The 24,763-nt window shown below is 63.5% G+C and carries 23 protein-coding genes and 1 pseudogene; 19 read left to right on the top strand and 5 right to left on the bottom strand.

Translation table 11 applies throughout. The features are described from left to right. Positions 1 to 91: 91 nt before the first annotated feature. The 15 genes from cobO to ACQZ2L_RS24590 all read left to right on the top strand — a co-directional run bounded on the left by cobO (position 92) and on the right by ACQZ2L_RS24590 (position 12,632). Positions 92 to 703 carry a cob(I)yrinic acid a,c-diamide adenosyltransferase gene (cobO, locus tag ACQZ2L_RS24660; RefSeq protein ID WP_101321735.1) on the top strand — a complete coding sequence of 204 codons (612 nt, stop codon included), beginning with the start codon at positions 92 to 94 and terminating at the stop codon, positions 701 to 703. Beyond that, a complete protein-coding gene (locus ACQZ2L_RS24655; RefSeq protein ID WP_430328250.1) occupies positions 700 to 1,995 on the top strand; it encodes a cobyrinate a,c-diamide synthase in 1,296 nt (431 codons plus the stop codon). Before cobO ends, ACQZ2L_RS24655 begins: the two co-directional genes overlap by 4 nt. After that, on the top strand, positions 1,992 to 2,642 hold the full coding sequence (gene bluB / locus ACQZ2L_RS24650; protein ID WP_430328249.1) for a 5,6-dimethylbenzimidazole synthase: 651 nt from the start codon (positions 1,992 to 1,994) through the stop codon (positions 2,640 to 2,642). The genes ACQZ2L_RS24655 and bluB overlap by 4 nt, the downstream gene beginning before the upstream one ends. Continuing rightward, complete coding sequence (gene cbiB / locus ACQZ2L_RS24645; RefSeq protein WP_101321732.1) at positions 2,639 to 3,547, top strand: adenosylcobinamide-phosphate synthase CbiB; 909 nt, start codon at positions 2,639 to 2,641, stop codon at positions 3,545 to 3,547. The genes bluB and cbiB overlap by 4 nt, the downstream gene beginning before the upstream one ends. After that, positions 3,540 to 4,532, top strand: a complete 993-nt coding sequence (gene cobD / locus ACQZ2L_RS24640) for a threonine-phosphate decarboxylase CobD (protein ID WP_430328248.1) — start codon at positions 3,540 to 3,542, stop codon at positions 4,530 to 4,532. Before cbiB ends, cobD begins: the two co-directional genes overlap by 8 nt. After that, the gene (locus tag ACQZ2L_RS24635; RefSeq protein ID WP_430328247.1) at positions 4,529 to 5,992 is read left to right on the top strand and encodes a cobyric acid synthase; all 1,464 of its coding nucleotides are present in this window, start codon (positions 4,529 to 4,531) and stop codon (positions 5,990 to 5,992) included. Before cobD ends, ACQZ2L_RS24635 begins: the two co-directional genes overlap by 4 nt. Beyond that, on the top strand, positions 5,985 to 6,506 hold the full coding sequence (gene cobU, locus ACQZ2L_RS24630; protein ID WP_430328246.1) for a bifunctional adenosylcobinamide kinase/adenosylcobinamide-phosphate guanylyltransferase: 522 nt from the start codon (positions 5,985 to 5,987) through the stop codon (positions 6,504 to 6,506). Before ACQZ2L_RS24635 ends, cobU begins: the two co-directional genes overlap by 8 nt. Beyond that, positions 6,503 to 7,558: a nicotinate-nucleotide--dimethylbenzimidazole phosphoribosyltransferase gene (cobT, locus tag ACQZ2L_RS24625; RefSeq protein ID WP_430328245.1), complete on the top strand. Its 1,056-nt coding sequence runs from the start codon at positions 6,503 to 6,505 to the stop codon at positions 7,556 to 7,558. The genes cobU and cobT overlap by 4 nt, the downstream gene beginning before the upstream one ends. Beyond that, positions 7,555 to 8,121 (top strand): alpha-ribazole phosphatase family protein, encoded by a 567-nt coding sequence (gene cobC, locus ACQZ2L_RS24620; RefSeq protein WP_430328244.1) that lies wholly within the window; start codon positions 7,555 to 7,557, stop codon positions 8,119 to 8,121. The genes cobT and cobC overlap by 4 nt, the downstream gene beginning before the upstream one ends. A 1-nt stretch (position 8,122) precedes the next feature. Beyond that, on the top strand, positions 8,123 to 8,863 hold the full coding sequence (locus ACQZ2L_RS24615) for an adenosylcobinamide-GDP ribazoletransferase (RefSeq protein ID WP_430328243.1): 741 nt from the start codon (positions 8,123 to 8,125) through the stop codon (positions 8,861 to 8,863). A gap of 192 nt (positions 8,864 to 9,055) precedes the next feature. After that, complete coding sequence (locus ACQZ2L_RS24610) at positions 9,056 to 10,189, top strand: glycoside hydrolase family 5 protein (RefSeq protein ID WP_430328264.1); 1,134 nt, start codon at positions 9,056 to 9,058, stop codon at positions 10,187 to 10,189. 54 nt (positions 10,190 to 10,243) lie between these two features. Beyond that, entirely contained in the window at positions 10,244 to 10,648 is a 405-nt protein-coding gene (locus tag ACQZ2L_RS24605) for a MarR family winged helix-turn-helix transcriptional regulator (RefSeq protein ID WP_430328242.1), read from the top strand. A gap of 65 nt (positions 10,649 to 10,713) precedes the next feature. Continuing rightward, the gene (locus ACQZ2L_RS24600) at positions 10,714 to 11,916 is read left to right on the top strand and encodes an MFS transporter (RefSeq protein ID WP_430328241.1); all 1,203 of its coding nucleotides are present in this window, start codon (positions 10,714 to 10,716) and stop codon (positions 11,914 to 11,916) included. Then, entirely contained in the window at positions 11,913 to 12,035 is a 123-nt protein-coding gene (locus tag ACQZ2L_RS24595; protein ID WP_430328240.1) for a hypothetical protein, read from the top strand. Before ACQZ2L_RS24600 ends, ACQZ2L_RS24595 begins: the two co-directional genes overlap by 4 nt. 45 nt (positions 12,036 to 12,080) lie before the next feature. After that, the gene (locus tag ACQZ2L_RS24590) at positions 12,081 to 12,632 is read left to right on the top strand and encodes a glutathione peroxidase (RefSeq protein WP_430328263.1); all 552 of its coding nucleotides are present in this window, start codon (positions 12,081 to 12,083) and stop codon (positions 12,630 to 12,632) included. A gap of 2 nt (positions 12,633 to 12,634) precedes the next feature. On the opposite strand, the gene ACQZ2L_RS24585 is transcribed toward ACQZ2L_RS24590, so the two are convergent. Next, on the bottom strand, positions 12,635 to 12,895 hold the full coding sequence (locus tag ACQZ2L_RS24585) for a DUF2798 domain-containing protein (RefSeq protein WP_430328239.1): 261 nt from the start codon (positions 12,893 to 12,895) through the stop codon (positions 12,635 to 12,637). A 122-nt stretch (positions 12,896 to 13,017) separates the two neighbouring features. Between ACQZ2L_RS24585 and ACQZ2L_RS24580 the strand changes: the two genes are divergently transcribed. After that, positions 13,018 to 13,947: a LysR family transcriptional regulator gene (locus ACQZ2L_RS24580; protein WP_430328238.1), complete on the top strand. Its 930-nt coding sequence runs from the start codon at positions 13,018 to 13,020 to the stop codon at positions 13,945 to 13,947. A gap of 35 nt (positions 13,948 to 13,982) precedes the next feature. Here the strand turns inward: ACQZ2L_RS24580 and ACQZ2L_RS24575 are convergent, their stop codons facing one another. From ACQZ2L_RS24575 to ACQZ2L_RS24565, 3 genes are all read right to left on the bottom strand, one after another. Continuing rightward, on the bottom strand, positions 13,983 to 15,260 hold the full coding sequence (locus ACQZ2L_RS24575) for an OmpP1/FadL family transporter (protein WP_430328237.1): 1,278 nt from the start codon (positions 15,258 to 15,260) through the stop codon (positions 13,983 to 13,985). A gap of 146 nt (positions 15,261 to 15,406) precedes the next feature. Beyond that, entirely contained in the window at positions 15,407 to 15,889 is a 483-nt protein-coding gene (locus tag ACQZ2L_RS24570) for a hypothetical protein (protein ID WP_430328236.1), read from the bottom strand. 248 nt (positions 15,890 to 16,137) lie between these two features. Continuing rightward, the gene (locus ACQZ2L_RS24565) at positions 16,138 to 16,362 is read right to left on the bottom strand and encodes a hypothetical protein (RefSeq protein WP_314876216.1); all 225 of its coding nucleotides are present in this window, start codon (positions 16,360 to 16,362) and stop codon (positions 16,138 to 16,140) included. Positions 16,363 to 17,314: 952 nt separating this feature from the next. Here ACQZ2L_RS24565 and ACQZ2L_RS24560 point away from each other — a divergent pair. Both ACQZ2L_RS24560 and rmuC read left to right on the top strand, forming a co-directional pair. Further along, positions 17,315 to 17,644, top strand: a pseudogene (locus ACQZ2L_RS24560) (sel1 repeat family protein); the annotation flags it as partial. A 181-nt stretch (positions 17,645 to 17,825) separates the two neighbouring features. Next, positions 17,826 to 19,184 carry a DNA recombination protein RmuC gene (gene rmuC, locus ACQZ2L_RS24555; RefSeq protein ID WP_430328262.1) on the top strand — a complete coding sequence of 453 codons (1,359 nt, stop codon included), beginning with the start codon at positions 17,826 to 17,828 and terminating at the stop codon, positions 19,182 to 19,184. On the opposite strand, the gene ACQZ2L_RS24550 is transcribed toward rmuC, so the two are convergent. After that, positions 19,156 to 22,632, bottom strand: a complete 3,477-nt coding sequence (locus tag ACQZ2L_RS24550; protein ID WP_430328235.1) for a hybrid sensor histidine kinase/response regulator — start codon at positions 22,630 to 22,632, stop codon at positions 19,156 to 19,158. The two genes, rmuC and ACQZ2L_RS24550, sit on opposite strands and share 29 nt — an antisense overlap. A gap of 208 nt (positions 22,633 to 22,840) precedes the next feature. Here ACQZ2L_RS24550 and ACQZ2L_RS24545 point away from each other — a divergent pair, with 208 nt between their 5' ends. Further along, complete coding sequence (locus ACQZ2L_RS24545; RefSeq protein WP_430328234.1) at positions 22,841 to 24,715, top strand: MFS transporter; 1,875 nt, start codon at positions 22,841 to 22,843, stop codon at positions 24,713 to 24,715. The last annotated feature ends 48 nt before the right edge of the window (positions 24,716 to 24,763 follow it).

Below are 24,763 nucleotides of genomic sequence, written 5' to 3'. Positions count from 1 at the left end.
GGTTTGCGCCACGGCGCCTGCGCGTTCTCCGTTTGCCTGCCTTTCGATCTGTCGCCGCCCGGTGCGCGCGCAGGCACTTGCGGAGAACCTTATGAGCGACAACCCCGAACGCGACGAACGCCACCTGGCGCGCATGCAGCGCAAAAAGGCGATCATCGACGAGCGTATCGCCAACTCTCCCAATCAATGCGGCCTGCTGCTGGTGCTGACCGGTAATGGCAAGGGCAAAAGCAGCTCGGCCTTCGGCATGCTCGCCCGCGCGCTGGGCCACGACATGCAGTGCGGCGTGGTGCAGTTCATCAAGGGCCGCAACAGCACCGGCGAGGAGCTGTTCTTCCGCCGTTTCCCCGAGCAGGTGCGCTACCACGTGATGGGCGAGGGCTTCACCTGGGAAACCCAGGATCGCCAGCGCGACATCGCCGCGGCAGAAGCCGCCTGGGCGGTATCGCGGCAAATGCTGCAGGACCCGTCGATTCATTTCGTTGTGCTGGATGAGCTGAACATCGCCCTCAAGCACGGCTATCTCGATCTGGACCAGGTCCTCAGCGACATTCAGGCCCGCCCGCCGATGCAGCACGTCATCGTCACCGGCCGCGGCGCCAAGCCAGAGATGGTCGAGCTGGCCGATACCGTTACCGAGATGGGCATGCTCAAGCACGCCTTCCAGGCAGGTATCCGCGCGCAGAAGGGCGTGGAACTATGAGTGACCCGCGCCAGTGTCCGGCGGTGCTGATCGCAGCGCCCGCGTCCGGGCAGGGCAAGACCACGGTGACTGCTGCCCTGGCGCGCCTGCACCGCAACCTCGGGCGCAAGGTGCGGGTGTTCAAGTGCGGTCCGGACTTTCTCGACCCGATGATTCTGGAGCGGGCCAGCGGCGCGCCGGTGTACCAGCTCGACCTGTGGATGATCGGCGCGCAAGAGAGCCGGCGTCTGCTCTGGGAAGCCGCCGCCGAAGCCGACCTGATACTCATCGAAGGGGTCATGGGCTTGTTCGACGGCACGCCGTCCAGCGCTGATCTGGCGCGCCACTTCGGCGTGCCGGTGCTGGCGGTGATCGATGGCACCGCCATGGCCCAGACCTTTGGTGCGCTGGCCCTGGGCCTGGCACGCTACCAGGCCGATCTGCCGTTTGCCGGGGTGCTGGCCAACCGGGTTGGCAGCCTGCGCCACGCGCAACTACTTGAAGGCAGCCTGACCGAAGGCCTGCGCTGGTACGGCGGCCTGTCGCGCGAGCGCGGCATCGAGCTGCCCAGCCGCCATCTGGGCCTGGTGCAGGCCAGCGAACTGAACGACCTTGACCAACGCCTCGACGCCGCCGCCGAGGCCCTGGCTGGCAGCTGCGATGCAGCGCTGCCGCCAGCGGTGAGCTTCGATGGCCCCGCCTTGCCAGCACCGTTGCCCTCGCTGGCCGGGGTACGTATTGGTGTAGCGCAGGACGAAGCGTTTGCCTTCATCTATGGCGCCAACCTTGACCTGTTGCGGGCAATGGGCGCTCATCTGGAGTTTTTCTCACCGCTGCACGACAGCGAGCTGCCGCAGGTCGACAGCCTCTATCTGCCAGGCGGCTACCCCGAGTTGCACCATCATGCACTGGCCGCCAACACACCGATGCTGGACGCGATCCGCGCTCACCACAGTGCCGGCAAGCCGCTGCTGGCCGAGTGTGGCGGCATGCTCTACCTGCTTGAAGCGCTGACCGACGTTGCCGGTGAACGGGCCGCGCTGGTTGGTTTGTTGACTGGCGAGGCGGTGATGCAGAAGCGCCTGGCAGCACTGGCCCTGCAAGCGGTGGAACTGCCCGAAGGCACCCTGCGTGGGCACACCTATCACCACTCGTTGACCACCAGCGAGCTGGAGCCAATCGCCCGTGGCCTCAGCCCCAACGGCGGCCGCGGCAACGAGGCGGTATACCGCCTGGGCCGGCTGACGGCCTCTTACGTGCACTTCTATTTCCCCTCCGACCCCCACGCGGCGGCGGCGCTGTTGCGACCATGAGCGAGCATGCCTTCTCCGATGCCGAACGCGCCGCGGTCTACCGGGCGATCGGCGAGCGCCGCGACATGCGCCACTTTGCCGGTGGCGAAGTAGCGCCGCAGGTGCTCACCCGTCTGCTGACGGCCGCGCATCAGGCCCCCAGTGTTGGCCTGATGCAACCGTGGCGGTTTATTCGCATCAGCCAGCGCGATCTGCGCGGGCGCATCCAGACGCTGGTCGAGCAGGAGCGGGTACGCACCGCCGAAGCGCTTGGCGAGCGCTCCGATGAATTCATGAAGCTCAAGGTCGAAGGCATCAACGACTGCGCCGAGGTCTGGGTGGCAGCGCTGATGGACAAGCGCGAAGCGCACATCTTCGGTCGCCGCACCTTGCCGGAAATGGACCTGGCCTCGCTCGCTTGCGCAATCCAGAACCTCTGGCTGGCCGCGCGCGCCGAAGGCCTGGGCATGGGCTGGGTATCGTTGTTCAACCCGCAGGCACTGGCCGAGCTGCTGGCCATGCCAGCCGATGCCAAGCCGGTGGCGGTGCTCTGCCTGGGCCCGGTCGAGGCGTTTTACCCAGCACCGATGCTGGCCCTGGAAAACTGGGCCGAACAACAGCCACTGAGCGCCATGCTTTATGAAAACCAATGGGGAGAACGCCCATGAGCGTGGCCTTGCTGACCGTCGCCGGTGTTGCCCTCGACGCGCTGCTGGGTGAGCCAAAACGGCGCCACCCGCTGGTTGCTTTCGGCAATTTTGCCGCACGCCTGGAGCAGCGCCTGAATGCCGGTGGTCGCGGCTGGCGCAGCCATGGCGTCAGCGCCTGGTTCCTGGCTGTGGTGCCGTTGACCTTGCTGGCATTGTTGCTGTCCTGGCTGCCGCTGATTGGCTGGCTGGTCGATGTACTGGCACTGTATTGCGCGCTAGGGCTGCGTAGCCTCGGTGAGCACGTAATGCCGGTAGCCGACGCACTGCGCCGCGGTGATCTGGCCGAAGCCCGGCGTCGGGTTGGTTACCTGGTCAGCCGCGAGACGGCCGAGCTGGATGAAACTGCCGTCGCCCGCGCTGCCAGCGAATCAGTCCTGGAGAACGGCAGCGATGCAGTGTTTGCTGCTTTGTTCTGGTTCATCATCGCCGGTGCGCCCGGGGTGGTGCTGTACCGCCTGAGCAACACCCTCGATGCCATGTGGGGCTATCGCAACGAACGCTTCGAGCGCTTCGGCTGGGCGGCGGCGCGCATCGACGACGTCCTCAACTACATTCCTGCAAGGCTGGTCGCCCTGACTTACGCGCTGCTCGGCAAGACCCGCCTGGCGCTGACCTGCTGGCGCCGTCAGGCGCCGCTGTGGGACAGCCCCAACGCAGGCCCGGTGATGGCCAGCGGTGCCGGCGCGCTCGGTGTCGAGCTGGGTGGGCCTGCGGTTTATCACGGCGAACTGCACGAGCGGCCGCAGTTGGGCGAGGGGCCACCGGCCGATGCCGACGCCATCGAGCGCGGCTGGAGCCTGGTGCAACGCGGCGTCTGGTTGTGGCTGCTGCTGATCTGTCTGGGAGCGTATCTGAATGCTTGAACACGGCGGCCGCCTGCAACGCGCAGTGCGTGAGTACGGGATTGCCCGCGAGCAATGGCTGGACCTGTCCAGCGGCATTGCCCCGTGGCCATTTGCAATCCCGCCGATTGCGCAGGCTGCCTGGGCGCGCCTGCCGGAGAGCGAAGATGGCCTGGAGCAAGCTGCGCGCCACTACTACGGCGCCACGCAGCTGCTGCCCGTGGCAGGCTCGCAGGCCGCCATTCAAGCCCTGCCTCACCTGCGCGCTGCGGGCCGGGTAGGGGTGCTGACGCCGTGCTATGCCGAACATCCCTACGCTTGGCAGCGTGCCGGGCACCAACTGATCGAGCTGGCCGAGGATGACGTCGAGCAGGTGCTGGGTAGCCTCGACGTGCTTGTTGTGGTCAACCCCAACAACCCCAGCGGCCGCCTGTTCACGCGCGAGCAGTTGCTTGCCTGGCATGCACGGCTGGCTCGGCGTGGCGCCTGGCTGGTGATCGATGAAGCGTTCATCGATACCAGTCCAGCGCAAAGCGTGGTCGACTGTGCCGAGCGAGCGGGGCTGATCGTGCTGCGTTCGTTCGGCAAGTTCTTTGGTCTGGCCGGCGTGCGGCTGGGGTTTGTCATGGCCGAACCAAGCCTGCTGGCGCGCCTGGCCGAACTGCTCGGACCGTGGACCGTGCCGGGGCCGACCCGCGTCCTGGGCCAAGCCTGCCTCAACGACGGCGCTGCGCAGTTGGCCCAGACCGCCCGCTGCGCACAGGCCAGCCAGCGCCTGGCGGCTTTGCTCGACGACGCAGGCCTGGCGCCGACCGGCGGGTGCGAGTTGTTCCAGTACCTGCGCTGTGAGCAAGCCCGCCACCTGCACGCATTTCTTGCTCGCCGCGGCATCCTCGTGCGCCTGTTCGAGCACCCCGCAGCGCTGCGCTTCGGCCTGCCCGCCTGCGCTGCAGAAGAGCAGCGCCTGGCCCAGGCGCTGGCTGACTATCAAAAGGAATCGGCATGACCACGCTCATGGTGCAAGGCACCACCTCCGACGCCGGCAAGAGCACCCTGGTGACTGCCTTGTGCCGTTGGCTGCTGCGCCAGGGCGTTGCCGTGGTGCCGTTCAAACCGCAGAACATGGCGCTCAACAGCGCGGTCACCGCCGACGGCGGCGAGATCGGTCGCGCCCAGGCGGTGCAGGCGCAAGCGTGCCGGCTGGCGCCGCACACCGACATGAACCCGGTTCTGCTCAAGCCCAACAGCGACACCGGCGCCCAGGTGATCATCCATGGCCGCGCCGTGACCAGCATGAATGCGGTCGCCTATCACGACTACAAGGCCATCGCCATGCAGGCCGTGCTGGCCTCGCACCAGCGCCTGCAAGCGGCGTATCCGGTGGTGATGGTCGAAGGTGCCGGCTCGCCGGCCGAGATCAACCTGCGTGCTGGCGACATTGCCAACATGGGCTTTGCCGAGGCGGTCGACTGCCCGGTGATTCTGGTGGCCGATATCAACCGCGGCGGTGTGTTCGCCCATCTGGTCGGCACCCTCGAGCTGCTCTCGGCCAGCGAGCAGGCACGGGTCAAAGGTTTTGTCATCAATCGTTTTCGCGGCGATATTGCCTTGCTGCAACCGGGCCTGGACTGGCTCGAGCAGCGCACCGGCAAACCGGTGCTGGGCGTGCTGCCGTACGTTACCGACCTGCACCTGGAAGCCGAGGACGCTATCGATGCGCGCCAGCCGGCCAAGGCCGAGCGGGTGCTCAAAGTGATCGTGCCGGTGTTGCCGCGGATCAGCAACCACACCGATTTCGACCCGCTGCGCCTGCACCCCCAGGTCGACCTGCAGTTCATCGGCCCCGGCCAGCCGATCCCGCCAGCAGACCTGATCATCCTGCCTGGCTCCAAGAGCGTGCGCGCCGACCTCGCCCAACTGCGCGAGCGCGGCTGGGCCACGGCCATCGACCGTCACCTGCGCTACGGCGGCAAGCTGATCGGCATTTGTGGCGGTTTGCAGATGCTCGGCGATGAAGTGCGCGATCCGCTAGGGCTGGAGGGCCCGGCCGGTACCAGCCCGGGTCTGGGCCTGCTCGACTATGTCACCGAACTTGCAGCCGACAAACAACTGCGTAACGTTGCCGGCAGCCTGCTGCTGGAGCAGTCACCGGTGGCCGGCTACGAGATTCACGCCGGCGTCACCCACGGCGCGGCGCTGGAGCGGCCTGCGGTGGTCTTGGCCGATGGCCGCAGCGACGGTGCGATCAGCGCTGACGGGCAGATCCTCGCGACCTATCTGCACGGCCTGTTCGAAGGCAGCCAGTCCTGCGCGGCGCTGCTGCGCTGGGCGGGCCTGGAGGACGTGCAGAACATCGACTATGAAGCCTTGCGCGAGCGCGATATCGAGCGCCTGGCTGACCTGATCGAAAAGCACCTGGACACTGAACTATTGCGCCAACTGTGTGGAGTCGCCGGCCATGCATAGCCTGATTCTGGGTGGTGCCCGCTCGGGCAAGAGCCGCCTGGCCGAGCAACTGGCAGACAGCTGCAGACTGCCGGTGACTTACATCGCCACCAGCCAGCCCCTCGACGGCGAAATGAACGAGCGCGTGCAGCTGCATCGCCAGCGCCGCCCGGCACATTGGGGCCTGATCGAAGAGCCCGTACAGCTCGCCGCTGTGCTACGCGCCGAAGCCGCTGAAGGCCGCTGCCTGCTGGTCGACTGCCTGACCCTGTGGCTGACCAACCTGCTCATGCTCGACGACCCCGAGCGCCTCGCCGCCGAGCGCGACGCGCTGCTAGAGTGCCTGCCGGGATTGCCGGGCACGCTTATTCTGGTCAGCAACGAAAGCGGCCTGGGCGTGGTGCCCATGGGCGAACTGACCCGCCGCTACGTCGACCTGGCCGGCCTGTTGCACCAGGCCGTCGCGGAGCGCTGCCAGCGCGTGGTGCTGACGGTTGCTGGCCTCCCTCTCATGCTCAAAGGACCTGCTCTATGAACCCTTTCTGGTGGCGTGACGCCTGCCAAGCCGTTGACCACGCCGCCATCGAACAGGCCCGCGCGCGTCAACAGCAATTGACCAAACCGGCCGGCTCACTGGGCCAGCTGGAAACCTTGACGCTGACCCTGGCCGGTTTGCAGGGGCGCGAACGGCCAAGCCTGGAGCAGGTCGCCATCAGCATTTTCGCCGGTGACCATGGCGTCGTCGCGGAGGGCATCTCGGCCTATCCGCAGGCTGTGACCGGGCAGATGCTGTGCAACTTTGTCGGCGGCGGTGCGGCGATCAGCGTGCTGGCGCGGCAACTCGGTGCGAGCCTTGAGGTGGTCGACCTCGGTACCATCGAGCCGAGCCTGCAGCTGCCAGGTGTACTTCATTTGCAACTGGGGGCCGGTACCGCCAACTTCGCGCAGCAGCCAGCGATGACCGACGGGCAATTGCAGGCTGCCCTTCAGGCCGGCCGCGACAGCGCCCAGCGTGCTGCCGAGCAGGGTACTCAACTGTTTATCGGCGGTGAGATGGGCATCGGCAACACCACCGCGGCGGCGGCCCTGGCCAGCGTGCTGCTGGCTTGCTCAGCGCGTGAGTTGAGTGGTCCGGGCACTGGCCTGGACAGTGCAGGCGTACAACACAAGGCCGCAGTCATCGAACGTGCGCTGAAGCTGCATGGCTTGCAGGCGGATGACCCGCTGCGGGCGCTGGCCTGTGTTGGCGGCTTTGAAATTGCCGCGCTGGTGGGGGCTTATCTGGGGTGCGCCCAGCAGGGCGTTTCGGTACTGGTCGACGGCTTTATCTGCAGCGTTGCGGCACTGGTTGCAGTGCGCCTCAATCCACAGTGCCGGCCTTGGCTGTTGTTTGCCCATCAGGGCGCCGAGCCTGGCCATCAGGTGCTGCTCGAAGCACTGCAGGCCGAGCCGTTGCTGGCCCTCGGCCTGCGTCTGGGCGAGGGTAGTGGCGCAGCCCTGGCGGTGCCGCTGCTGCGGCTGGCCTGCGCGCTACACGGGCAAATGGCGACCTTTGCCGAAGCGGCGGTTGCGGATCGCTCGGCATGATCATCGACCTGCTGCGCCATGGCGAAACCGAACTGGGCGGCGGCCTGCGTGGCAGCCTGGATGACGCCCTTACGGCCCAGGGGTGGGCGCAGATGCGTACGGCAGTGGAGCAGACCGCTCCGTGGCAGGCGCTGATCACCTCGCCATTGCAGCGTTGTGCGCTGTTTGCCGACGAGTTGGGGCAGCAACTGGCGCTGCCGGTGCAGCGCGAAGCGGGGATCCGTGAACTGCACTTCGGTGATTGGGAAGGGCGCACAGCGCTGCAGATCATGCAGGGCCAGGCCGATCAGCTCGGCCAGTTCTGGGCCGATCCTTACGCCTACACGCCGCCCGGCGGCGAGCCCGTGGCTGAGTTCGCTGAACGGGTGCTGGCAGCCATCGACCGCCTTGCCTTCGAATATGCCGGGCAGCATGTATTGCTGGTGACCCACGGCGGTGTGATGCGCCTGCTGCTGGCGCGAGCGCGGGGCTTGCCGCGTGAGCAGTTGCTTAAGGTCGAGGTCGGCCACGGTGCGCGGGCGCGGCTGCACTGGCAGGCTGGCACCTTCCACGAGGTGCTCTGAGATGCTGCCCTGGTGGATCGCCCTGCAGTTTCTCAGCAGCCTGCCCGTAACCTTGGCAGGCATGCCTGAGCCGCGTCAGATAGGCCGCTCGTTGCTGTTCTATCCACTGGTGGGCTTGCTGTTTGGCGTGCTGCTGTGGCTGACCAGCTACCTCTTGCAAGGCACCGCGGCGCCGTTGCAGGCGGCCCTGCTGCTGACACTGTGGGTGCTGCTCAGCGGGGCGCTGCATCTGGATGGCCTGGCCGACAGCGCCGACGCCTGGCTGGGCGGTTTCGGTGATCGTGAACGCACCCTGCTGATCATGAAAGACCCGCGCAGCGGCCCGATTGCCGTGGTCACCCTGATGCTGGTGCTGCTGCTCAAGTTCTGCGCGCTGTGGGTGTTGCTCGAGCGCGGTGCGGGGGCTTGGCTGGTGCTGGCGCCTGTTGTTGGACGGGCGGCGATGCTTGGGTTGTTCCTGAGTACTCCGTATGTGCGCGCAGGTGGCTTGGGGCAAGCCCTGGCCGAGCATTTGCCGCGCCGGGCTGGCAACGGTGTGCTGCTCGCCACTGTGCTGGGTTGCGTCCTGTTCGGCGGTTGGGTTGCGTTGTGGACAGGGCTGTTGGCGTTGTTGGTGTTTATCGGCCTGCGCCGGGCGATGTGCCGTCGGCTGGGCGGCACCACCGGCGATACTGCTGGTGCCGTGCTGGAATTGCTGGAGCTGACGGTGGTGCTGGGTCTGGCCTTGATGCCACTGGCCTGAGTCATATGCGGTCGTTACATGTTTGGAAATAACAAGCAATTTGCGGCAATCGTTCATTAGATGCCGCTGAGCAGGGGCGGGCGTATCCTCGGCCGCCCGTTAACCTCTAGCTTGGAGGCGCTGCTCATGCGTCAGTGGATTCTCGCCAGCCTGTTGCTCCTGACCAGCGCGCACATTACTGCGGCCGATCTCATGAACTTCTGGGATACACCGCGCCATGGCGGCAACAGTTTCAATCGGCTCCCGCCGACCCAAGCCTACTTCGAAGCCCTGCATGGCTACGGCGCCACCTGGGTGCGGTTGTCCTACGACAAATGGCGCCCGGAGCAACGCGACTTCCTGCTCGGCGATGCCGACGCCTATCAAGGTCTGGCGGCTGCCGACGTCAGCCAACTACGCGAGGTGCTCGACCGTGCCCATGCCGCCGGGCTCAAGGTAGTCATCGCGCCGCTCTCGTTGCCGGGCATGCGCTGGTCACAGAACAACCAAGGGCAGTTCGATGACCGCCTGTGGCAAGACAAACGCTATTGGGAGCAGGCCGCTGCGTTCTGGCTCGACCTGGCGGACGCGCTCAAGGACCATCCGGCAGTCGCTGGTTACAACTTGATCAACGAACCAGCACCAGAGAAGCAGGGCGGGCTGGCCGAGCATGCCGACCGCCAGCAGATGCGCCAGTGGTACGCCGCGCAACAGGGCGGCGCACGCGACCTGCCAGCACTGTACAAGCAGATCATTGCAGCCATCCGAGAAGTCGACAGCGTCACCCCGATCATGCTCGATGCCGGCTGGTTTGCCGCGGCTGATGCGTTCAGTTACTGGCCAGAGCCGTTGGCCGATCAGCGCGTGCTCTACAGCGTGCATATGTACGAACCGTACGCAGCCACCAGCGCGCCCAACATGACCCGCAAGGTGCCATTGGCCTATCCGGGTACGGTCCCGTTCGCCGGGCGCGAGGAACATTGGGACGGCCAGCGCGTGGCGGCTTACCTGCAGCAGTCGCTGGACTGGGTCGATGCCATGCAATTGCCGCGCTCACGCCTGGTGGTCGGCGAGTTCGGCTGCATGCGCCGTCTGGCCGGCTGCCAGCAATACCTGGAAGACGTGCTTACGGTGACCGACAACAACGCCTTGCACTGGGCGTTCTACAGCTTTCGTGAAGACAGCTGGGATGGCATGGACTACGAACTCGGCACCGGCAAGGTGCCATGGCGTTACTGGCAAGCCATCGATGAGGGCGCGGCAGATCCAATAGCGCGCAAGGCTACCCCCGCATTCGAGCCGATTCGACGACGCTTGCAGCCCCAGGCTGGCGCCCCCGGTGCTTAGCGGTGCAGATGAAATCTATTGCAACAAATGGGGTGCGGGTATATACACGTAATTATGTTGACCAGTGAATGCATCTGCACCCACCTACGTCGTGCCGCCCGCGGGGTTAGCCGACACTATGACGAGGCCTTGGCTGACTTCGGCATCAACGTCGCCCAGTTTTCCCTGTTGCGTCAGCTGCAGCGGCTGGACCGCCCGAGCATAACCACTCTGGCTGAAGCCATGGGCCTGGACCGCAGCACCCTGGGGCGAAACCTCAAGGTACTCGAAGCCGAAGGCCTGGTGACGTTGGCCGAGGGTGCCGACCAGCGCAATCGAGTGGTGCTGCTGAGCGAGGCGGGCGCTGCATGCTTGCGTGACGCCAGCCCGGCCTGGGAGCAGGCGCAACTGTCGTTGCTGGACAAGCTCGGCGCCGGGCAGCGTGATGAACTGGTGCGCTTGCTGGGCGTTTTGGCCTGACGTGGTTCGACTATAAGCGGGTATATACCTGTAATTAACCTTGCGACCTGCTGGAGAAAACAATAATGACATCGGTGTGGCGAACCAGCGGCTGGGTGCTTCTCGGCGCAGCATTGATCCTGGCCTTATCGCTGGGCGTACGGCATGGCTTTGGCCTGTTCCTCAACCCCATGAGCACCGAATTTGGCTGGGGGCGCGGGGTATTCGCCTTTGCCATTGCCCTGCAGAACCTGATTTGGGGCCTCGCCCAGCCCTTCGCCGGCGCTTTGGCCGACCGCCTCGGCGCGGCCAAGGTGGTGATCATTGGCGGCATTCTCTACACCGCTGGTCTGCTGACCATGAGCATGGCTGACTCGCTCTGGTCGCTGTCGCTGAGTGCCGGCCTGCTGATCGGCATCGGCCTTTCCGGTACCTCGTTCTCGGTCATCCTCGGCGTGGTCGGTCGTGCGGTGCCAGCGGAAAAGCGCAGCATGGCCATGGGTATCGCCAGCGCCGCCGGCTCGTTCGGCCAGTTCGCCATGCTGCCCGGCACCCAAGGCCTGATTCAGTGGCTGGGCTGGTCGGCGGCGCTGCTGGTGCTGGGCCTGATGGTGGCGCTGATCGTGCCGTTCGTGGCCATGCTCAAGGATCGCCCCATGCCCAGCCAGGGCGCCGATCAGACGCTCGGCCAGGCGCTGCGTGAGGCCTGTTCACATTCGGGCTTCTGGCTGCTGGCGCTGGGCTTTTTCGTCTGCGGTTTCCAGGTGGTGTTCATTGGTGTGCACCTGCCGGCGTATCTGGTTGACCAGCACCTGCCTGCCGCGACCGGGACAACGGTGCTGGCGCTGGTCGGTTTGTTCAATATCGTCGGCACCTATACCGCCGGCTGGCTCGGTGGGCGGATGTCCAAGCCACGCCTGTTGACCGCGCTGTACCTGCTGCGTGCGGTGGTCATTGTCCTGTTCCTTTGGGCGCCGGTGACCCAGTTCAGTGCCTATCTGTTTGGCATCGCCATGGGCCTGCTGTGGCTGTCGACGGTGCCGCTGACCAACGGCACGGTGGCAACCCTGTTTGGCGTGCGCAATCTGTCGATGCTGGGCGGGATCGTCTTCCTGTTCCACCAGATCGGGGCGTTCCTCGGCGGTTGGTTGGGCGGGGTGGTCTACGACCAGACGGGCAACTATGACCTGGTCTGGCAGATCGCGATTGTGCTCAGCCTGGTCGCGGCTGGGCTCAACTGGCCAGTGCGCGAACGCCCTGTCGCGCGCCTGCAGGCGCAGCCAGCATGAGGCGCTACGTGCTGCAGGGCTTGCTGGCCGGGGCAGGCTTGCTGCTGCTGGCGCTGGCCTGGTGGGGATGGCAGCAGGGCGGTCTGGCATTGATGCAGCTGGGCATGGGCGTCTGTTAAGGGCTACCCTGCAGGTTCAAGAACTTGCAGGAGTGTCTGACAATGATGCGTGCACGCTGGCTATCGATACCCTTGCTGTGCCTTGCTCCGCTGGCCGCGAGCTGGGCGGCGGACTGCCCGAAATTGCTTGAGGGCAGCCTGCCTGAGTTGCGCAGCAAAAAGCCGATTGAGCTGTGCCAGCGCTTCGCCGGCAAACCGCTGGTAGTGGTCAACACTGCCAGTTACTGCGGTTTTGCCCCCCAGTTCGAAGGGTTGGAGGCCGTCTACCAGGCCAATAAAGAGCAAGGCCTGGAAATCCTAGGCGTGCCGTCCAACGACTTCAAACAGGAAGACAAAGACAGCGAGCAAACCGCCAAGGTCTGCTACGCCAACTACGGTGTCACCTTCACCATGACCCAGGCGCAGCACGTGCGCGGCAGCGACGCAACGCCCTTGTTCGCCGAGCTGGCCGACCAAAGCAGCGCGCCAAAGTGGAACTTCTACAAGTACGTGGTTGATCGCCAGGGCAAGGTGATTGGTAACTTCTCCAGCCTGACCAAACCGGACGATCCGGAATTCAAGGCTGCGATCGCCAAGGCCATCGCGTCCAAGCCGTGATGTCAGTGCGGGTGCACGGTAATTGCAACCAGGCGCACTACTATTGGCCTTACCATCAGCACACAGAGGAATGCTACTGGCATGGCGAGCTGGTAGGCCTTGAACACGTTGCGCAGGTAATCGTCATTGATGCCGGAGTTGGCAGCGGTGATCACGAAGCACATCAGGCACGCCATGATCGCCGACATATACAGGGCGAATACATAAGGCGTAGCGGCGGGGCGCAATTTGCGGTTAGAGCGGGTTTGAGTCAGTTCTTGCATGAGAGAGCTCTCGCTGGTTAGCCGATTCAGGCCTGCAGACTAGCAAGTGCTTGGTTGGTCCTGTAGACCGGGTTCATTGAGTTCTTTATAAAGAGAATCTTACGAATACCGGGATCTGTACTGTGGACCTGCTCAATACCATTCGCAGCTTCATCAAGGTTGTCGAGGCCGGCAGCATTGCCGCTGGCGCACGCACGCTGGGCCTGTCGCCTGCCGCGGTCAGCCAGAATCTGGCCCGGCTGGAAGCGCACTTGCAAGTCCGCCTGTTGGCGCGAACCACGCGCAGCATGAGCCTGACCCCGGCGGGCAGCCTTTATTACGAGCGGGTCAGGCAAATCGAGCATGACCTGGCGTTGGCTGAACTGGCGGTGACCACGCCTGACAGCGAGCCCCAGGGGGGGCTGTGCGTTGCCTCAACCTCGGCATTTGGCCGGCATGTGCTGGCGCCGCTGATCCCGGCGTTCAGTGCGCGATATCCGCAGCTTTCAATAGAGTTGGTAACGACTGATCGACGTGTCGATCACGCCAAGGAAGGGGTCGATGTCAGCCTGCGAATCAGCGCTCAGCTTGAAGACAATCTGGTCGCACGGCACCTGGCGCAGATTCCTTTCGTCTGCTGTGCATCGCCCGGTTATCTAGCCAACATGGGCATGCCGCCTGCGCCCGAATCGCTACGCACGCACCGTTGCCTGGTGTTCCGGTATCCGGTTGATGGCCGTTACCTGCGCTGGGGGTTTGTCCGTGACGGCTTGCGCTTTGACGCCGAGTTTGGCCAGGTGCTGGTCAGCGACGACGTCGATGCATTGGCGCAAATGGCCTTGAACGACGGGGGTATCACTCGCCTGGCCGAGTTTATCGTCAGGCCGCATTTGCAGTCGGGCGCGCTGGTGGCGTTGTTTGAAAACCGCGATGCAGGCCAGGCCTATGCGCAGACCGAGCCGATGGATGTCTTTGTGTGCGTGGCGGACCGCTCTGCCATGACCGCCAAGGTGCGTGCGTTCATGGATTATCTGCAGGAGTGCCTAGGTGATGTCTGGCCTGTGCCAGGGTGAATTGGGGGCCGCAGAGCGGCCCCCGAGCCTCAACCTCAGAAGCGATAGGTCAGCGATGCACCTACGCCATGAGCGCTGTTTTCGTACTTGGCCTGGTAAGAGCCTTTCAACAGGCCTTCCTGCGCCGTGCCCGGCTGGTTGTTGACCTTGGTGTCTTCTTCCCACAGGTAGGAGTAAGCCACGTCGATGGTCATGTCTTCGTTCGGGCTCCAGCCTGCACCAAGGCTGAAGATCTTGCGGTCACCGGTCGGAATCCGCGGCGAACGGTTTTCGTTGTTGGTCGGCGACTGATCGACCGAGAAGCCAGTACGCAGGGTCCACTGTTTGTTGACCTTGTACGATGCGCCGATGGCATGCGCCCAGGTGTCGTGCCAGTTCTGCTCTTCGCTGATGGTCTGGAACGCCGAACCGCGCAGCGCGGCCGGAACGTCGTTCTCGACAGTGATGTCCTTCAGTCGGCTCCAGCGGGTCCAGGTGCTGCCGGCGTACAGCGTCCACTGGTCGTCGAGCTCGTGGGTGACCGAGAAGTCCACCGATTCCGGCGTCTTGATATTCAACTTGGCGTCGAATTTGTCACCGTTGTACGGGCCGATCAGTGCTGTGCTGACGCGGGTTTTGCCTTCCAGCTTGTAGTCGACCATCGAGTGGTAGGTCAGGCCGAGGCGAGTGCGATCAGTTGCCTGGACCAAGACGCCGACGTTGTAACCAATGGCAACGTCGTCGCCCTTGATTTTCACTTCGCCATCGCCCTGACCGATGAACCGCTGGTTGAGGTTGGACCCCAGCTCACCCTCGATACGGTTGATGGTCGGGCCGAAACCAATCGACACCTTGTCGTTGAAGGCATAGCTGACAGTCGGCTGGAAGGTGACCACTTCTACGTGGCTTTTCTTGCCCCAGTAGCGCGCAGCGTCGTCGCTACCGTAGTCGGTAACCAGACCAAACGGCACATAGACACCAAAACCGACGCTCCAGTGATCATCGATCGGCTTGACGTAGTAACCCATGGGTACGCCGACGACCGGCACCATATCGCCATCGGTTTCACCGCCGTAGCTGCTCTGGCCCTTGATGTCTGTTTTGGCAATGACCGCTGCACCGCCAACGGTCACTTGTTCGCGCTTGAGCCGCGACATGCCGGCAGGGTTGCCGAACACGGTGCTGGCGTCTTCGGCAGAAGAAGAACGACCCGCGAAACCTGTCCCCATACCGCTGATGCTCTGCTCGTTGAGCGCAAAGCCGCTGGCCAGCAATTGGCTGGAAGCGAGGGCAACAGCAACGCCGAGGGAGGTTTTGAGCATTGATTTTTTCATTATTGTGAAACTCCTTGGGATCTCCGGGGCGAAAAGCTACCAACAAATCGCGCGCCGCGCTATAGCCCCAAACGCAGGAGATAGAGCGGTTTTGTAGGACAATCCAACCAGATTCGTGTTTTTTCTCTATTTCTGTAGGAGCAGTCCTACGACTCCGGCGCCATCACTGGCTCGATGCAGGTATGCCAGGCATGGGTAAAGTCACGCAGCCGGCCTTGCGGATGGAAAATCTGCCGCCATATTCGCGCGTGCCCGAGTAGGTCGTCTGCCGCCGGCAAGGGCAACGCACGCTGTTCGATCAGCATCCAGGCAATGGCGGTGGAGTAGCGCAGGTTGACGGCCAGCTCCAGGTGCGGCCCGCGCAAGAAGGCATGCTGGCTGGCCAGGCCACGGATCAGGCTGGCGAGTTCCGGGTCTTGGGCAAGAAACTCGTCCCAGAGCGCCTGATGGCGGCTTTCGCCAATTCTGTACAGGCCGTGCCCGCGGCGGTCGTGCAGGGCAGAGCCCAAGGCTGACTGGCTGGCGGCAACGCCCAGCAGCAAGGCTTCGGCGCTGGCACAATGCCGGCCGAGGTAAACCAGGGTGGGTTTGATTACATACCGACACAATTCACTGGCAGCGATACCCATGATGCCCTCATTCAATTAAGGGCCGACGGGCGCTGGAGCTTGGCAGCTGGAGAAGGGTCAGGCCCGTCGGAAGCGGATCGCACCGCTCGAGTTGAAGTGTAGTGTGATAATCACGGTGTAAAGGCCTGTTTTTAAATCGATTACTGCCAGAGGTTGGGGGCCATATGCTTTGCAGCAATTAAGCCAAGAGCCAACCGGCAGTAGTTTCGATGGCAAATTCAGCGCGCGAATGGGCTGATATTCAGCCCTTACGCGACCAGCGACTGACGCGTGCGGTCGATCACTGCTTGGAGTGGGCCGGCGCGGTTGTACTGCTCTGGATACAGACGTTCGCTGTGGCAAGCAATGCCATGCTCGTCAACCAGGGTGAAGCTGAAGCTGCCCTTGCGTGGGGCAACGATAAGGCACTTCAGTGGAGCGAAAGCCTGAGAGAGGGTGCCAACGGCACTCTGAAACTGATGATGATTTGTCATTATGTGGATGTTCCTGCTTTGGACACGGGATTCGATCCGTGCATCTTATAAACGTTCCAGTGACGCCTTTATTAAAGTGGCGCTGAACCTGACTGGAACAGGGCAGCCAGAGATGGCGCATCAAAATAGGTAGGCGCTTGGCTGACTGGTAGGTACGTCAAAAGGCGGGCAGGCACACCGAGGCAAAGGTTCATGGCCTCTGGGTGAAGATCCCGATCAATCTGCAAGGGTGATTCGCGCTGGAGCAGCTTGGGCTGCCGAGTGAATCATCGAAAGGGCCGGTCCTGTTTCAGCAGTTCGTGCTCTTGGGGGGAGCCGGACACTGCAGGGACCTTACTGGCCAGAATTGACTTTCAGCTGGGTACTAACGAGGGCCACCCTACAGGATTAATCCAAGGCTGGCAAATTTATTTAAGAATGACCCGCGAAGCCGGCCATTATGGCGGTTATGCACTCGCCTGTGAAGGGGCAATTGTGAAGCCTTCATGAGTCGTGATGGGCCACTTTGGCTCATTTGGTTGCAGCATTGCGGTGCACTTGTACACATTCAGCGCAGCCTTTGTCAGGTAGCGCCATTCGTTCGGATAGCTCGGGCAATGCCTGGGCTGCGTCCTTAAGTCAATGAAAAAAAACACTTATTTGAGCTGGTGAAAAAATCGTCAACTTGACTGCAGCCCCCATTTCACAAGGGTTTGAAGACATCATGAAGTGGTTGTCCACCGAGTTATCCACAGGTTCTGTGGATTGTCCCAGGCGCTCGCTCTAGCACGGGCGTGCCAGCAGTTTCGATTGCTGTCGGACAATCCTGCGCAAACATCGAGGCAGCGTGGCCCGTTCGCAAAGGTCAATAAAGGAACGGCAGATTTTGAAAATTTCATCAAATAAGCCGCAGCCATTTCAGTGAAAAATCCGGTAGAGTGGCGCGCCTCACGAATTGCCATCGCTGTTGGTTATGAATTTTCGCGGTAAAAATCTCGCTCCATCTCCTGTTCCTGCGCCTGCACCCAAGCGTTTTTCCTTGAAGGTCGCCTTGTGGCTGCTCGATAGCCCGCGCCTGGGCGAAAAGCACAGCGTCAAACACCTGGCTGGACGCCTGCTCAAGCAGCCCGCGCGGCAAGGTGTGGTGGTTGCCCAGAGCCGTTTGGGTCAGATCCTGTGTCGCGATTGCGGCACAGCCCGCGACCGGCGTATCGGTCACGAGCTGCTACGCCAGGCTGCTCGCGCTGGCGACTTGCAGGCCCAGGCCGAGTACGCTCGGTTGAACCCGGCCAGCGAGCACAATCCTTCCTGAAGCCGCTGCGCCGGCCTGTTAAGCTGCCTGCCTCTGGATAGACGCAATTGAGGTAGCTATGGCGGTCGATCTGCTCAGCATCGTGCTGGGCCTGGTAGCAGCGGCAATTCCTTGCCTGGGCTGGGTCTGGCACCTACAGCAGCGCCATGCTGCCCAGCAACGGCAATGGGCCTTGCTCGAAGAGCGCCTGAGCACGGCATTGCTGGCCCAGCAAGGGCTGCAAGCCCAGCTTGACGCCAGCCGTGACGAGATCAGCGACCTGGCCGAGGCCAACAGCGCCAAGCAGGCCAGCCTGGCCGCCCAGGGCCGCGAGGTCGAGCTGCTGCAGATCGAGCGTGACAATGCCCGCGACGCCGCCCATGCCTGGCAACTTGAACGCAGCAACCGCGAATCCGAGCTGCGTCGTCTGGAAGCCCATGCCGCCGGCTTGCAAGCCGAGCTGCGCGAGCAGCAGGAAAGCCATCAGCAGCGCCTGGAAGACCTGCAAGAGGCCCGCGACACGCTGCGCGCACAGTTCGCCGAGATGGCTACAAAAATCTTCGACGAGCGCGAGCAGCGCTTCACTCAGACCAGCCAGCAGCAACTCGGGCAGTTACTCGATCCGCTCAAGGAGCGCATCCATGCCTTCGAGAAGCGCGTCGACGAGACCTATCAACAGGAGGCCCGCGAGCGTTTCTCGCTGAGCAAGGAGCTGGAGCGTCTGCAGCAGCTCAACCTGCGTCTGTCGGACGAAGCCACCAACCTCACCCAGGCGCTCAAAGGGCAAAAGACTCAAGGCAACTGGGGCGAGCTGATTCTGGAACGGGTGCTCGAACACGCCGGGCTGGAGAAAGGCCGCGAGTACCAAACCCAGGTCAGCCTGAAGAGCGCCGACGGCGAGCGCTTTCAGCCTGACGTGCTGATCATGCTGCCCGGCGACAAGCAGGTAGTGGTCGATGCCAAGGTCAGCCTGACGGCCTATCAGCAGTGGGTCAGCGGCAATGACGAGGCGGCGCTCAAGCAGCATGTGCAGTCGCTGCGCAGCCACGTCAAAGGCTTGTCCGGCAAGGATTACAGCCGCCTGGAAGGGCTGCACAGCCTGGATTTCGTGCTGCTGTTCGTGCCGATCGAAGCGGCTTTTTCAGCAGCGTTGCAGGCCGAGCCGAACCTGTTCCAGGAAGCCTTCGACCGGCAGATCGTGATTGTCAGCCCAACCACCTTGCTGGCCACCCTGCGCGTGATCGACAGCCTCTGGAAGCAAGAGCGCCAGGGCCAGAACGCCCGCGAAATTGCCGAACGGGCCGGTTGGCTGTACGACAAGTTCGTCTTGTTCATCCAGGACCTGGACGAGCTCGGTAGCCGCTTGCAGCAGGTCGACAAGGCTTACTCCGCCGCACGCAACAAGCTCTGTGAAGGGCGCGGCAATCTGATCAGCCGCAGTGAGCAGCTCAAGCTGCTCGGCGCGCGGGCCAGCAAGAGCCTGCCGGCGGACTTGCTGGAGCGCGCCTTGAGCGACGAAACGCTTACTGAACCAGGCTCAGATGGCGGTTGAGCAGGGCGCGCAAGGCGGCTGGCTTGACCGGCTTGGCCAGGTAATCGAGGCCGGCGGCGTGGACCTTGGCAATGGTTTCGCTGCGGCCATCGGCGCTGATCACCACACCCGGCACCGGCTCACCAAGGCGCGTGCGTAGCCAGGCCATCAGCTCGGTGCCGGTGTCGCCTTCATCGAGGTGGAAGTCGACCAGCGCCAGGTGCGGGCGCATGCCATTGGCCAGCAGCGCTTCGCACTCCTGGCGACTGCGCGCAGTCCAGACCTGACAGCCCCAGCGGCTGAGCAGGCTGTTCATGCCGAGCAGGATGCTGTCTTCGTTGTCAACACACAGCACTTGCAGGCCCGCCAGCGGTTGCCCCGGCTGCTGTTCAACGGCTGCTGCCGGCGCCACGCTGCCGCTGGCAATCGGCACGCTGACGCGGAATACGCTGCCCTTGCCCGGCCACGAGCGCACTTCCAGGGCATGGCCGAGTACCCGGCACAAGCCGTCGGCGATCGCCAGGCCCAGGCCCAGGCCTTTTTCGGCGCGGGTCTGGTGGCTGTCCAGGCGCTTGAACTCCTGGAAGATCACCTGCAGTTTGTCGTCGGTGATGCCCGGGCCGCGGTCCCACACTTCCAGCCATAGCCGGCCGCCCTGGCGGCGCACGCCGAACAGGATCGGGCTTTTGCCGTAACGCAGGGCATTGGTCAGAAAGTTCTGCAGCACCCGGCGCAGCAGCTTGATATCGCTGTTCACCCGCAGGCGGCTGCCACGCACGCGGAACTCCAGGCCCTTTTCTGCCGCCAGCACCTTGAACTCGGCGCCCAGCGCGTCGAACAGATCGCTAAGGGCAAAGGCTTTCACGTCTGGAGTAATCTTGCCGTTTTCCAGGCGCGAGATGTCCAGCAGGTCGCTGATCAGCTCTTCGGCCGAGCGCAGCGAGCTGTCCATGTGCTGCACCAGCTGTTGCGACTCGCTGCTCATGCCTTCGGCTTGCTGTGACAGTGCTGCCGAGAACAACCGTGCAGCGTTGAGCGGCTGCATCAGGTCATGGCTGACCGCGGCGAGGAATCGCGTTTTCGACTGACTGACGGCTTCGGCCCGGCTCTTCGCCTCGGTCAGCGCCTGGTTGAGCTGGGACAACTCATGGGTGCGTTCGGCGACCCGTTGTTCGAGGCCTTCGTTGGCCTCCTTGAGGGCCTGCTCGGCCTCGCGGAACGGGGTGATGTCGGTAAAGCTCATGACAAAACCACCACCGGGCATCGGGTTGCCGATCAGCTCGATCACCCGACCATTGGGGAACAGCCGCTCGGAAGTGTGGGCACGGCCCTGGCGCATCCAGTGCAGCCGGCGCGCCACATGCACCTGCGCCTCGCCCGGGCCGCAGAGGCCGCGGTCGGCGTTGTAACGGATGATATCGGCAATCGGCCGGCCGACGCTGATCAGCCCCTCAGGGTAGTTGAACAGCTCCAGATAACGCCGGTTCCAGGCCACCAGGTGCAGGTTCTGGTCGACCACGCTGATGCCCTGGTTGATGTTCTCGATGGCACCCTGAAGCAGGGCGCGGTTGAACTGCAGCACCTCGCTGGCTTCGTCGGCGATGCGCACGACGTCTTCCAGCTGCATGTCGCGGCCTTCGATGGCCGCCTTGACCACGGCGCGGGTCGAGGAGGTGCCAAGCACGCCGGCGAGCAGCCGTTCGGTGTGTTCGATCCAATCGCCGTCGGCGTTCTGATTGGGGTTGAAGCCCTTGCCCTGGCGGTAGGCGAAGCGAATGAAGCTCTGTCGGGCGCGTTCTTCGCCGACAAAGCGGGCGGCGAGGTTGAGCAGGTCGTCGATCTGCACCGCCAGCAGCGAACGGCTGTTGGGTCGCTCGCTGGTTTGCTGGCCAATGAACCGGCCCGCCTGCCAATGCTCCGATACCCGCGTACGCGACAGGATCGAGACCCAGGCAAACAGGATGAAGTTGCCCGCCAGCGACAGCACCACGCCTTGCGTCAGCGGCGTGATCGGCAGGTTGAATGGGTTGCTGTCGAGCCAGGTCAGGCCCGGGAACAGTTGCAGCGACCAGCCTAGGCTGTGCGCGGTAATCGGCAGCACCAGGGTGTAGAACCAGAGGAAGATCCCCGCCGCTAGCCCGGCGAATACGCCACGGCGGTTGGCCTGTTTCCAGTACAGCGCGCCGAGCATCGCCGGCGCCAGTTGGGTGACGGCGGCAAAGGCGATCTGGCCAATCGTCGCCAGGCTGGCGGTGGAGCCCAACAGGCGGTAACTGACGTACGCTAGCAGCAGGATCACCACGATGGTCACCCGGCGCACCGAGAGCATCCAGTGGCGGAACGCCTCGAACGGGCGCTCGGCGTTTTTACGCCGCAGCAGCCACGGCAGCAGCATATCGTTGGAAACCATGGTCGACAGCGCCACGGCCTCCACGATGACCATGCCGGTGGCCGCCGAGGCGCCGCCGATAAAGGCCAGCAAGGCCAGGCTTGGATGCGCTTCGGCCAGCGGCAGGCTGATCACGAACGAGTCGGAGATGACCGTGCCCGGCAGCAGCATCTGCCCAGCCAGGGCAATCGGCACTACAAACAGCGCCGCCAGTACCAGGTACATCGGGAACACCCAGCGCGCTGTGCGCAGGTCCTGCGCTTCGATGTTCTCGACCACGGTCACGTGGAACTGCCGCGGCAGGCAGAGGATGGCCATCATGGCCACACCGGTCTGCACCACCATCGACGGCCAGTTGATGGTCTCCTGCCAGTAACTCTCCAACTGCACCGACTGGCGCGCCTGAGTGAACAGGTCGTCGAAGCCGTCATACAGGTTGAACACCACGAACACGCCCACGGCAAGAAACGCCAGCAGCTTGACCAGCGCCTCGAAGGCAATCGCCAGGACCATGCCGCGGTGGTGCTCGGTGACGTCCAGGCTGCGCGTGCCGAACACGATCGAGAACAGCGCCAGCACCAGTGACACCACCAGTGCGGTGTCTTGCACGCGGGTGCCGGTGGCATCGGCATTGGCGCCGATCAGCAGGTTGACGCCAAGCACGATGCCCTTCAGCTGCAAGGCAATGTAGGGCAGTACCCCGACCAGGCAGATCAGCGCCACCACCACCGCCAGGCTCTGCGATTTGCCATAGCGTGCGGCGATGAAGTCGGCAATCGAGGTGATGTTCTGCTGTTTGCTGATCAGCACCATCTTCTGCACGACCTGCGGTGCAAACACCAACAGCAGCACCGGCCCCAGATAGATCGGCAAGAACGCCCAGAGCTGTTCAGCGGCCTGGCCGACCGCGCCAAAGAACGTCCAGCTTGTGCAGTACACGGCCAGCGACAGGCTATATACCCAGGCGCGCAGACGCGGCGGCAGCGGTGTGCTGCGGCGGTCGCCGTAGAAGGCGATGGCGAACATGATGGCCATATAGACCAGGGCGACCACGGCGATCAGCCCGCTGGACAACGACATGAAAACTCCGCAGCAATAGGGTAGAGCGTGGGCCCGGTGAACAAGTCTGGCATGTGCCTTGCGCGTCGTCAGCGTCGACCATGGTCGCAGTGGCGTGTCGTCGCAGTGCGGCCTGAGTGCAGGTGACTTGCATCTGGATGTGGCGCAATGACGCTCAGGTGCATTCTAATCAACAAACAGCCACCGGCATCACTCAGGGAATCGATTGATGAGTCACCCCTCGCAATTTACCTTGCTCGGCAAGCGGCGCTTCTTGCCGTTTTTCATCACCCAGTCACTGGGCGCGTTCAACGACAACCTGTTCAAGCAGTCGTTGATCCTGGCGATCCTGTACAAGCTCAGCCTGGAGGGCGACCGCTCGATCTGGGTCAACCTGTGCGCGCTGCTGTTCATTCTGCCGTTCTTCCTGTTCTCGGCACTGGCCGGGCAGTTTGGCGAGAAGTTCGCCAAGGATGCGCTGATCCGCGCGATCAAGCTGGCCGAGATCGTCATCATGGCGATCGGCGCGGTGGGCTTTGTCAGCAACCACCTGGTGCTGATGCTGGTGGCGCTGTTCGCCATGGGCACCCATTCGGCGCTGTTTGGCCCGGTCAAGTATTCGATCCTGCCGCAGGCGCTGCGCGAGGACGAGCTGGTCGGTGGTAATGGCCTGGTCGAGATGGGCACCTTCCTGGCGATCCTGGCGGGTACCATCGGCGCTGGGGTGATGATGTCGTCCAGCAGCTATGCAACGGTGGTCGCCGGCGGCATCGTCGGCACCGCTGTGCTCGGCTACCTGGCCAGCCGCTGGATCCCCCGCGCTGCGGCGGTGGCGCCGCAGATGAAGCTCGACTGGAACATCTTCAAGCAGTCCTGGGCGACTTTGCGCCTGGGGCTTGGGCAGACGCCGGCGGTGTCGCGCTCGATTGTCGGCAACTCGTGGTTCTGGTTTGTCGGGGCTATCTATCTGACCCAGATCCCGGCCTACGCCAAGGACTGGCTGCACGGCGACGAGACGGTGGTGACGCTGGTACTGACGCTGTTCTCGGTAGGCATCGCGGTGGGTTCGCTGCTGTGCGAGCGGCTCAGCGGGCGCAAGGTGGAAATCGGCCTGGTGCCGTTCGGCTCGTTTGGCCTGACCTTGTTCGGCCTGCTCTGGTGGTGGCATTCGGGTGATGTGCCGAGCAGCGACGTGGCGCACGACTGGCTGACGTTGCTGGGCATGCATCAGGCCTGGTGGATCATGCTGTCGATCGTCGGCCTTGGGGTGTTTGGCGGGTTCTATATCGTGCCGCTGTATGCGCTGATTCAGGCGCGGACAGCCGAGGGTGAGCGGGCGCGGGTGATTGCTGCCAACAACATTCTCAATGCGTTGTTCATGGTGGTGTCGGCGTTGGTCACCATTGTGCTGTTGAGCGTGGTCGAGCTGACTATTCCACAGCTGTTTCTGGTGGTGTCGCTGCTTAATATTGCCGTTAACGCTTATATCTTCAGCATCGTGCCTGAGTTCACCATGCGTTTCTTGATCTGGCTGCTGAGCCACTCGATGTACCGGGTCGAGCATCGGGACCTGCAGCGTATTCCGGATGAGGGGGCGGCGTTGCTGGTGTGCAACCATGTGTCGTTCGTCGATGCATTGTTGCTCGCTGGGGCGATTCGTCGGCCGATTCGGTTTGTCATGTACTACAAGATCTATAACTTGCCGGTGCTCAACTTTGTCTTCCGCACGGCTGGGGCGGTGCCGATTGCTGGGCGCGGGGAGGATGAGGCTACCTACGAGCGGGCCTTCGAGCGGATTGCTCAGTACCTTGAGGCGGGGGAGTTGGTGTGTATTTTCCCTGAGGGCAAGTTGACGGGGGATGGTGAGGTTGATGTGTTCAAGGGTGGGGTGAGTCGGATTCTGGAGCGGACTTCGGTGCCTGTTGTGCCTTTGGCGTTGCAGGGGTTGTGGGGGAGTTTCTTTAGTCGGGATCCGGGGAAGGGGGTGTTCAGGCGGTTGTGGTCGCGGGTGACTGTTGTTGCTGGCGAGGCTGTTGTGGGGGATGGGGTGGGGCCGGAGATGTTGCGGGAGCGGGTTGTGGGGTTGCGGGGGGGGCGGCGTTGAGTCTTGGCTGGGATTGGGGGCTTATCCGTTTGTTGTGTTTGCTGTTAG

Origin of the sequence: Pseudomonas shirazensis (assembly GCF_050496565.1) — a bacterium.
GTDB lineage: Bacteria > Pseudomonadota > Gammaproteobacteria > Pseudomonadales > Pseudomonadaceae > Aquipseudomonas > Aquipseudomonas shirazensis_A.
The sequence above is the reverse complement of the archived record's forward strand: the minus strand, read 5'-3'. Positions and strand labels throughout refer to the sequence as shown.

Excerpts from the sequence above, each read along its gene's own strand:
- cobO (WP_101321735.1), top strand. The coding sequence starts at position 92 with ATGAGCGACAACCCCGAACGCGACGAACGCCACCTGGCGCGCATGCAG.
- ACQZ2L_RS24655 (WP_430328250.1), top strand. The coding sequence starts at position 700 with ATGAGTGACCCGCGCCAGTGTCCGGCGGTGCTGATCGCAGCGCCCGCG.
- bluB (WP_430328249.1), top strand. The coding sequence starts at position 1,992 with ATGAGCGAGCATGCCTTCTCCGATGCCGAACGCGCCGCGGTCTACCGG.
- cbiB (WP_101321732.1), top strand. The coding sequence starts at position 2,639 with ATGAGCGTGGCCTTGCTGACCGTCGCCGGTGTTGCCCTCGACGCGCTG.
- cobD (WP_430328248.1), top strand. The coding sequence starts at position 3,540 with ATGCTTGAACACGGCGGCCGCCTGCAACGCGCAGTGCGTGAGTACGGG.
- ACQZ2L_RS24635 (WP_430328247.1), top strand. The coding sequence starts at position 4,529 with ATGACCACGCTCATGGTGCAAGGCACCACCTCCGACGCCGGCAAGAGC.
- cobU (WP_430328246.1), top strand. The coding sequence starts at position 5,985 with ATGCATAGCCTGATTCTGGGTGGTGCCCGCTCGGGCAAGAGCCGCCTG.
- cobT (WP_430328245.1), top strand. The coding sequence starts at position 6,503 with ATGAACCCTTTCTGGTGGCGTGACGCCTGCCAAGCCGTTGACCACGCC.
- cobC (WP_430328244.1), top strand. The coding sequence starts at position 7,555 with ATGATCATCGACCTGCTGCGCCATGGCGAAACCGAACTGGGCGGCGGC.
- ACQZ2L_RS24615 (WP_430328243.1), top strand. The coding sequence starts at position 8,123 with ATGCTGCCCTGGTGGATCGCCCTGCAGTTTCTCAGCAGCCTGCCCGTA.
- ACQZ2L_RS24610 (WP_430328264.1), top strand. The coding sequence starts at position 9,056 with ATGAACTTCTGGGATACACCGCGCCATGGCGGCAACAGTTTCAATCGG.
- ACQZ2L_RS24605 (WP_430328242.1), top strand. The coding sequence starts at position 10,244 with ATGTTGACCAGTGAATGCATCTGCACCCACCTACGTCGTGCCGCCCGC.
- ACQZ2L_RS24600 (WP_430328241.1), top strand. The coding sequence starts at position 10,714 with ATGACATCGGTGTGGCGAACCAGCGGCTGGGTGCTTCTCGGCGCAGCA.
- ACQZ2L_RS24595 (WP_430328240.1), top strand. The coding sequence starts at position 11,913 with ATGAGGCGCTACGTGCTGCAGGGCTTGCTGGCCGGGGCAGGCTTGCTG.
- ACQZ2L_RS24590 (WP_430328263.1), top strand. The coding sequence starts at position 12,081 with ATGCGTGCACGCTGGCTATCGATACCCTTGCTGTGCCTTGCTCCGCTG.
- ACQZ2L_RS24585 (WP_430328239.1), bottom strand. The coding sequence starts at position 12,895 with ATGCAAGAACTGACTCAAACCCGCTCTAACCGCAAATTGCGCCCCGCC.
- ACQZ2L_RS24575 (WP_430328237.1), bottom strand. The coding sequence starts at position 15,260 with ATGAAAAAATCAATGCTCAAAACCTCCCTCGGCGTTGCTGTTGCCCTC.
- ACQZ2L_RS24570 (WP_430328236.1), bottom strand. The coding sequence starts at position 15,889 with ATGGGTATCGCTGCCAGTGAATTGTGTCGGTATGTAATCAAACCCACC.
- ACQZ2L_RS24565 (WP_314876216.1), bottom strand. The coding sequence starts at position 16,362 with ATGACAAATCATCATCAGTTTCAGAGTGCCGTTGGCACCCTCTCTCAG.
- ACQZ2L_RS24550 (WP_430328235.1), bottom strand. The coding sequence starts at position 22,632 with ATGTCGTTGTCCAGCGGGCTGATCGCCGTGGTCGCCCTGGTCTATATG.
- ACQZ2L_RS24545 (WP_430328234.1), top strand. The coding sequence starts at position 22,841 with ATGAGTCACCCCTCGCAATTTACCTTGCTCGGCAAGCGGCGCTTCTTG.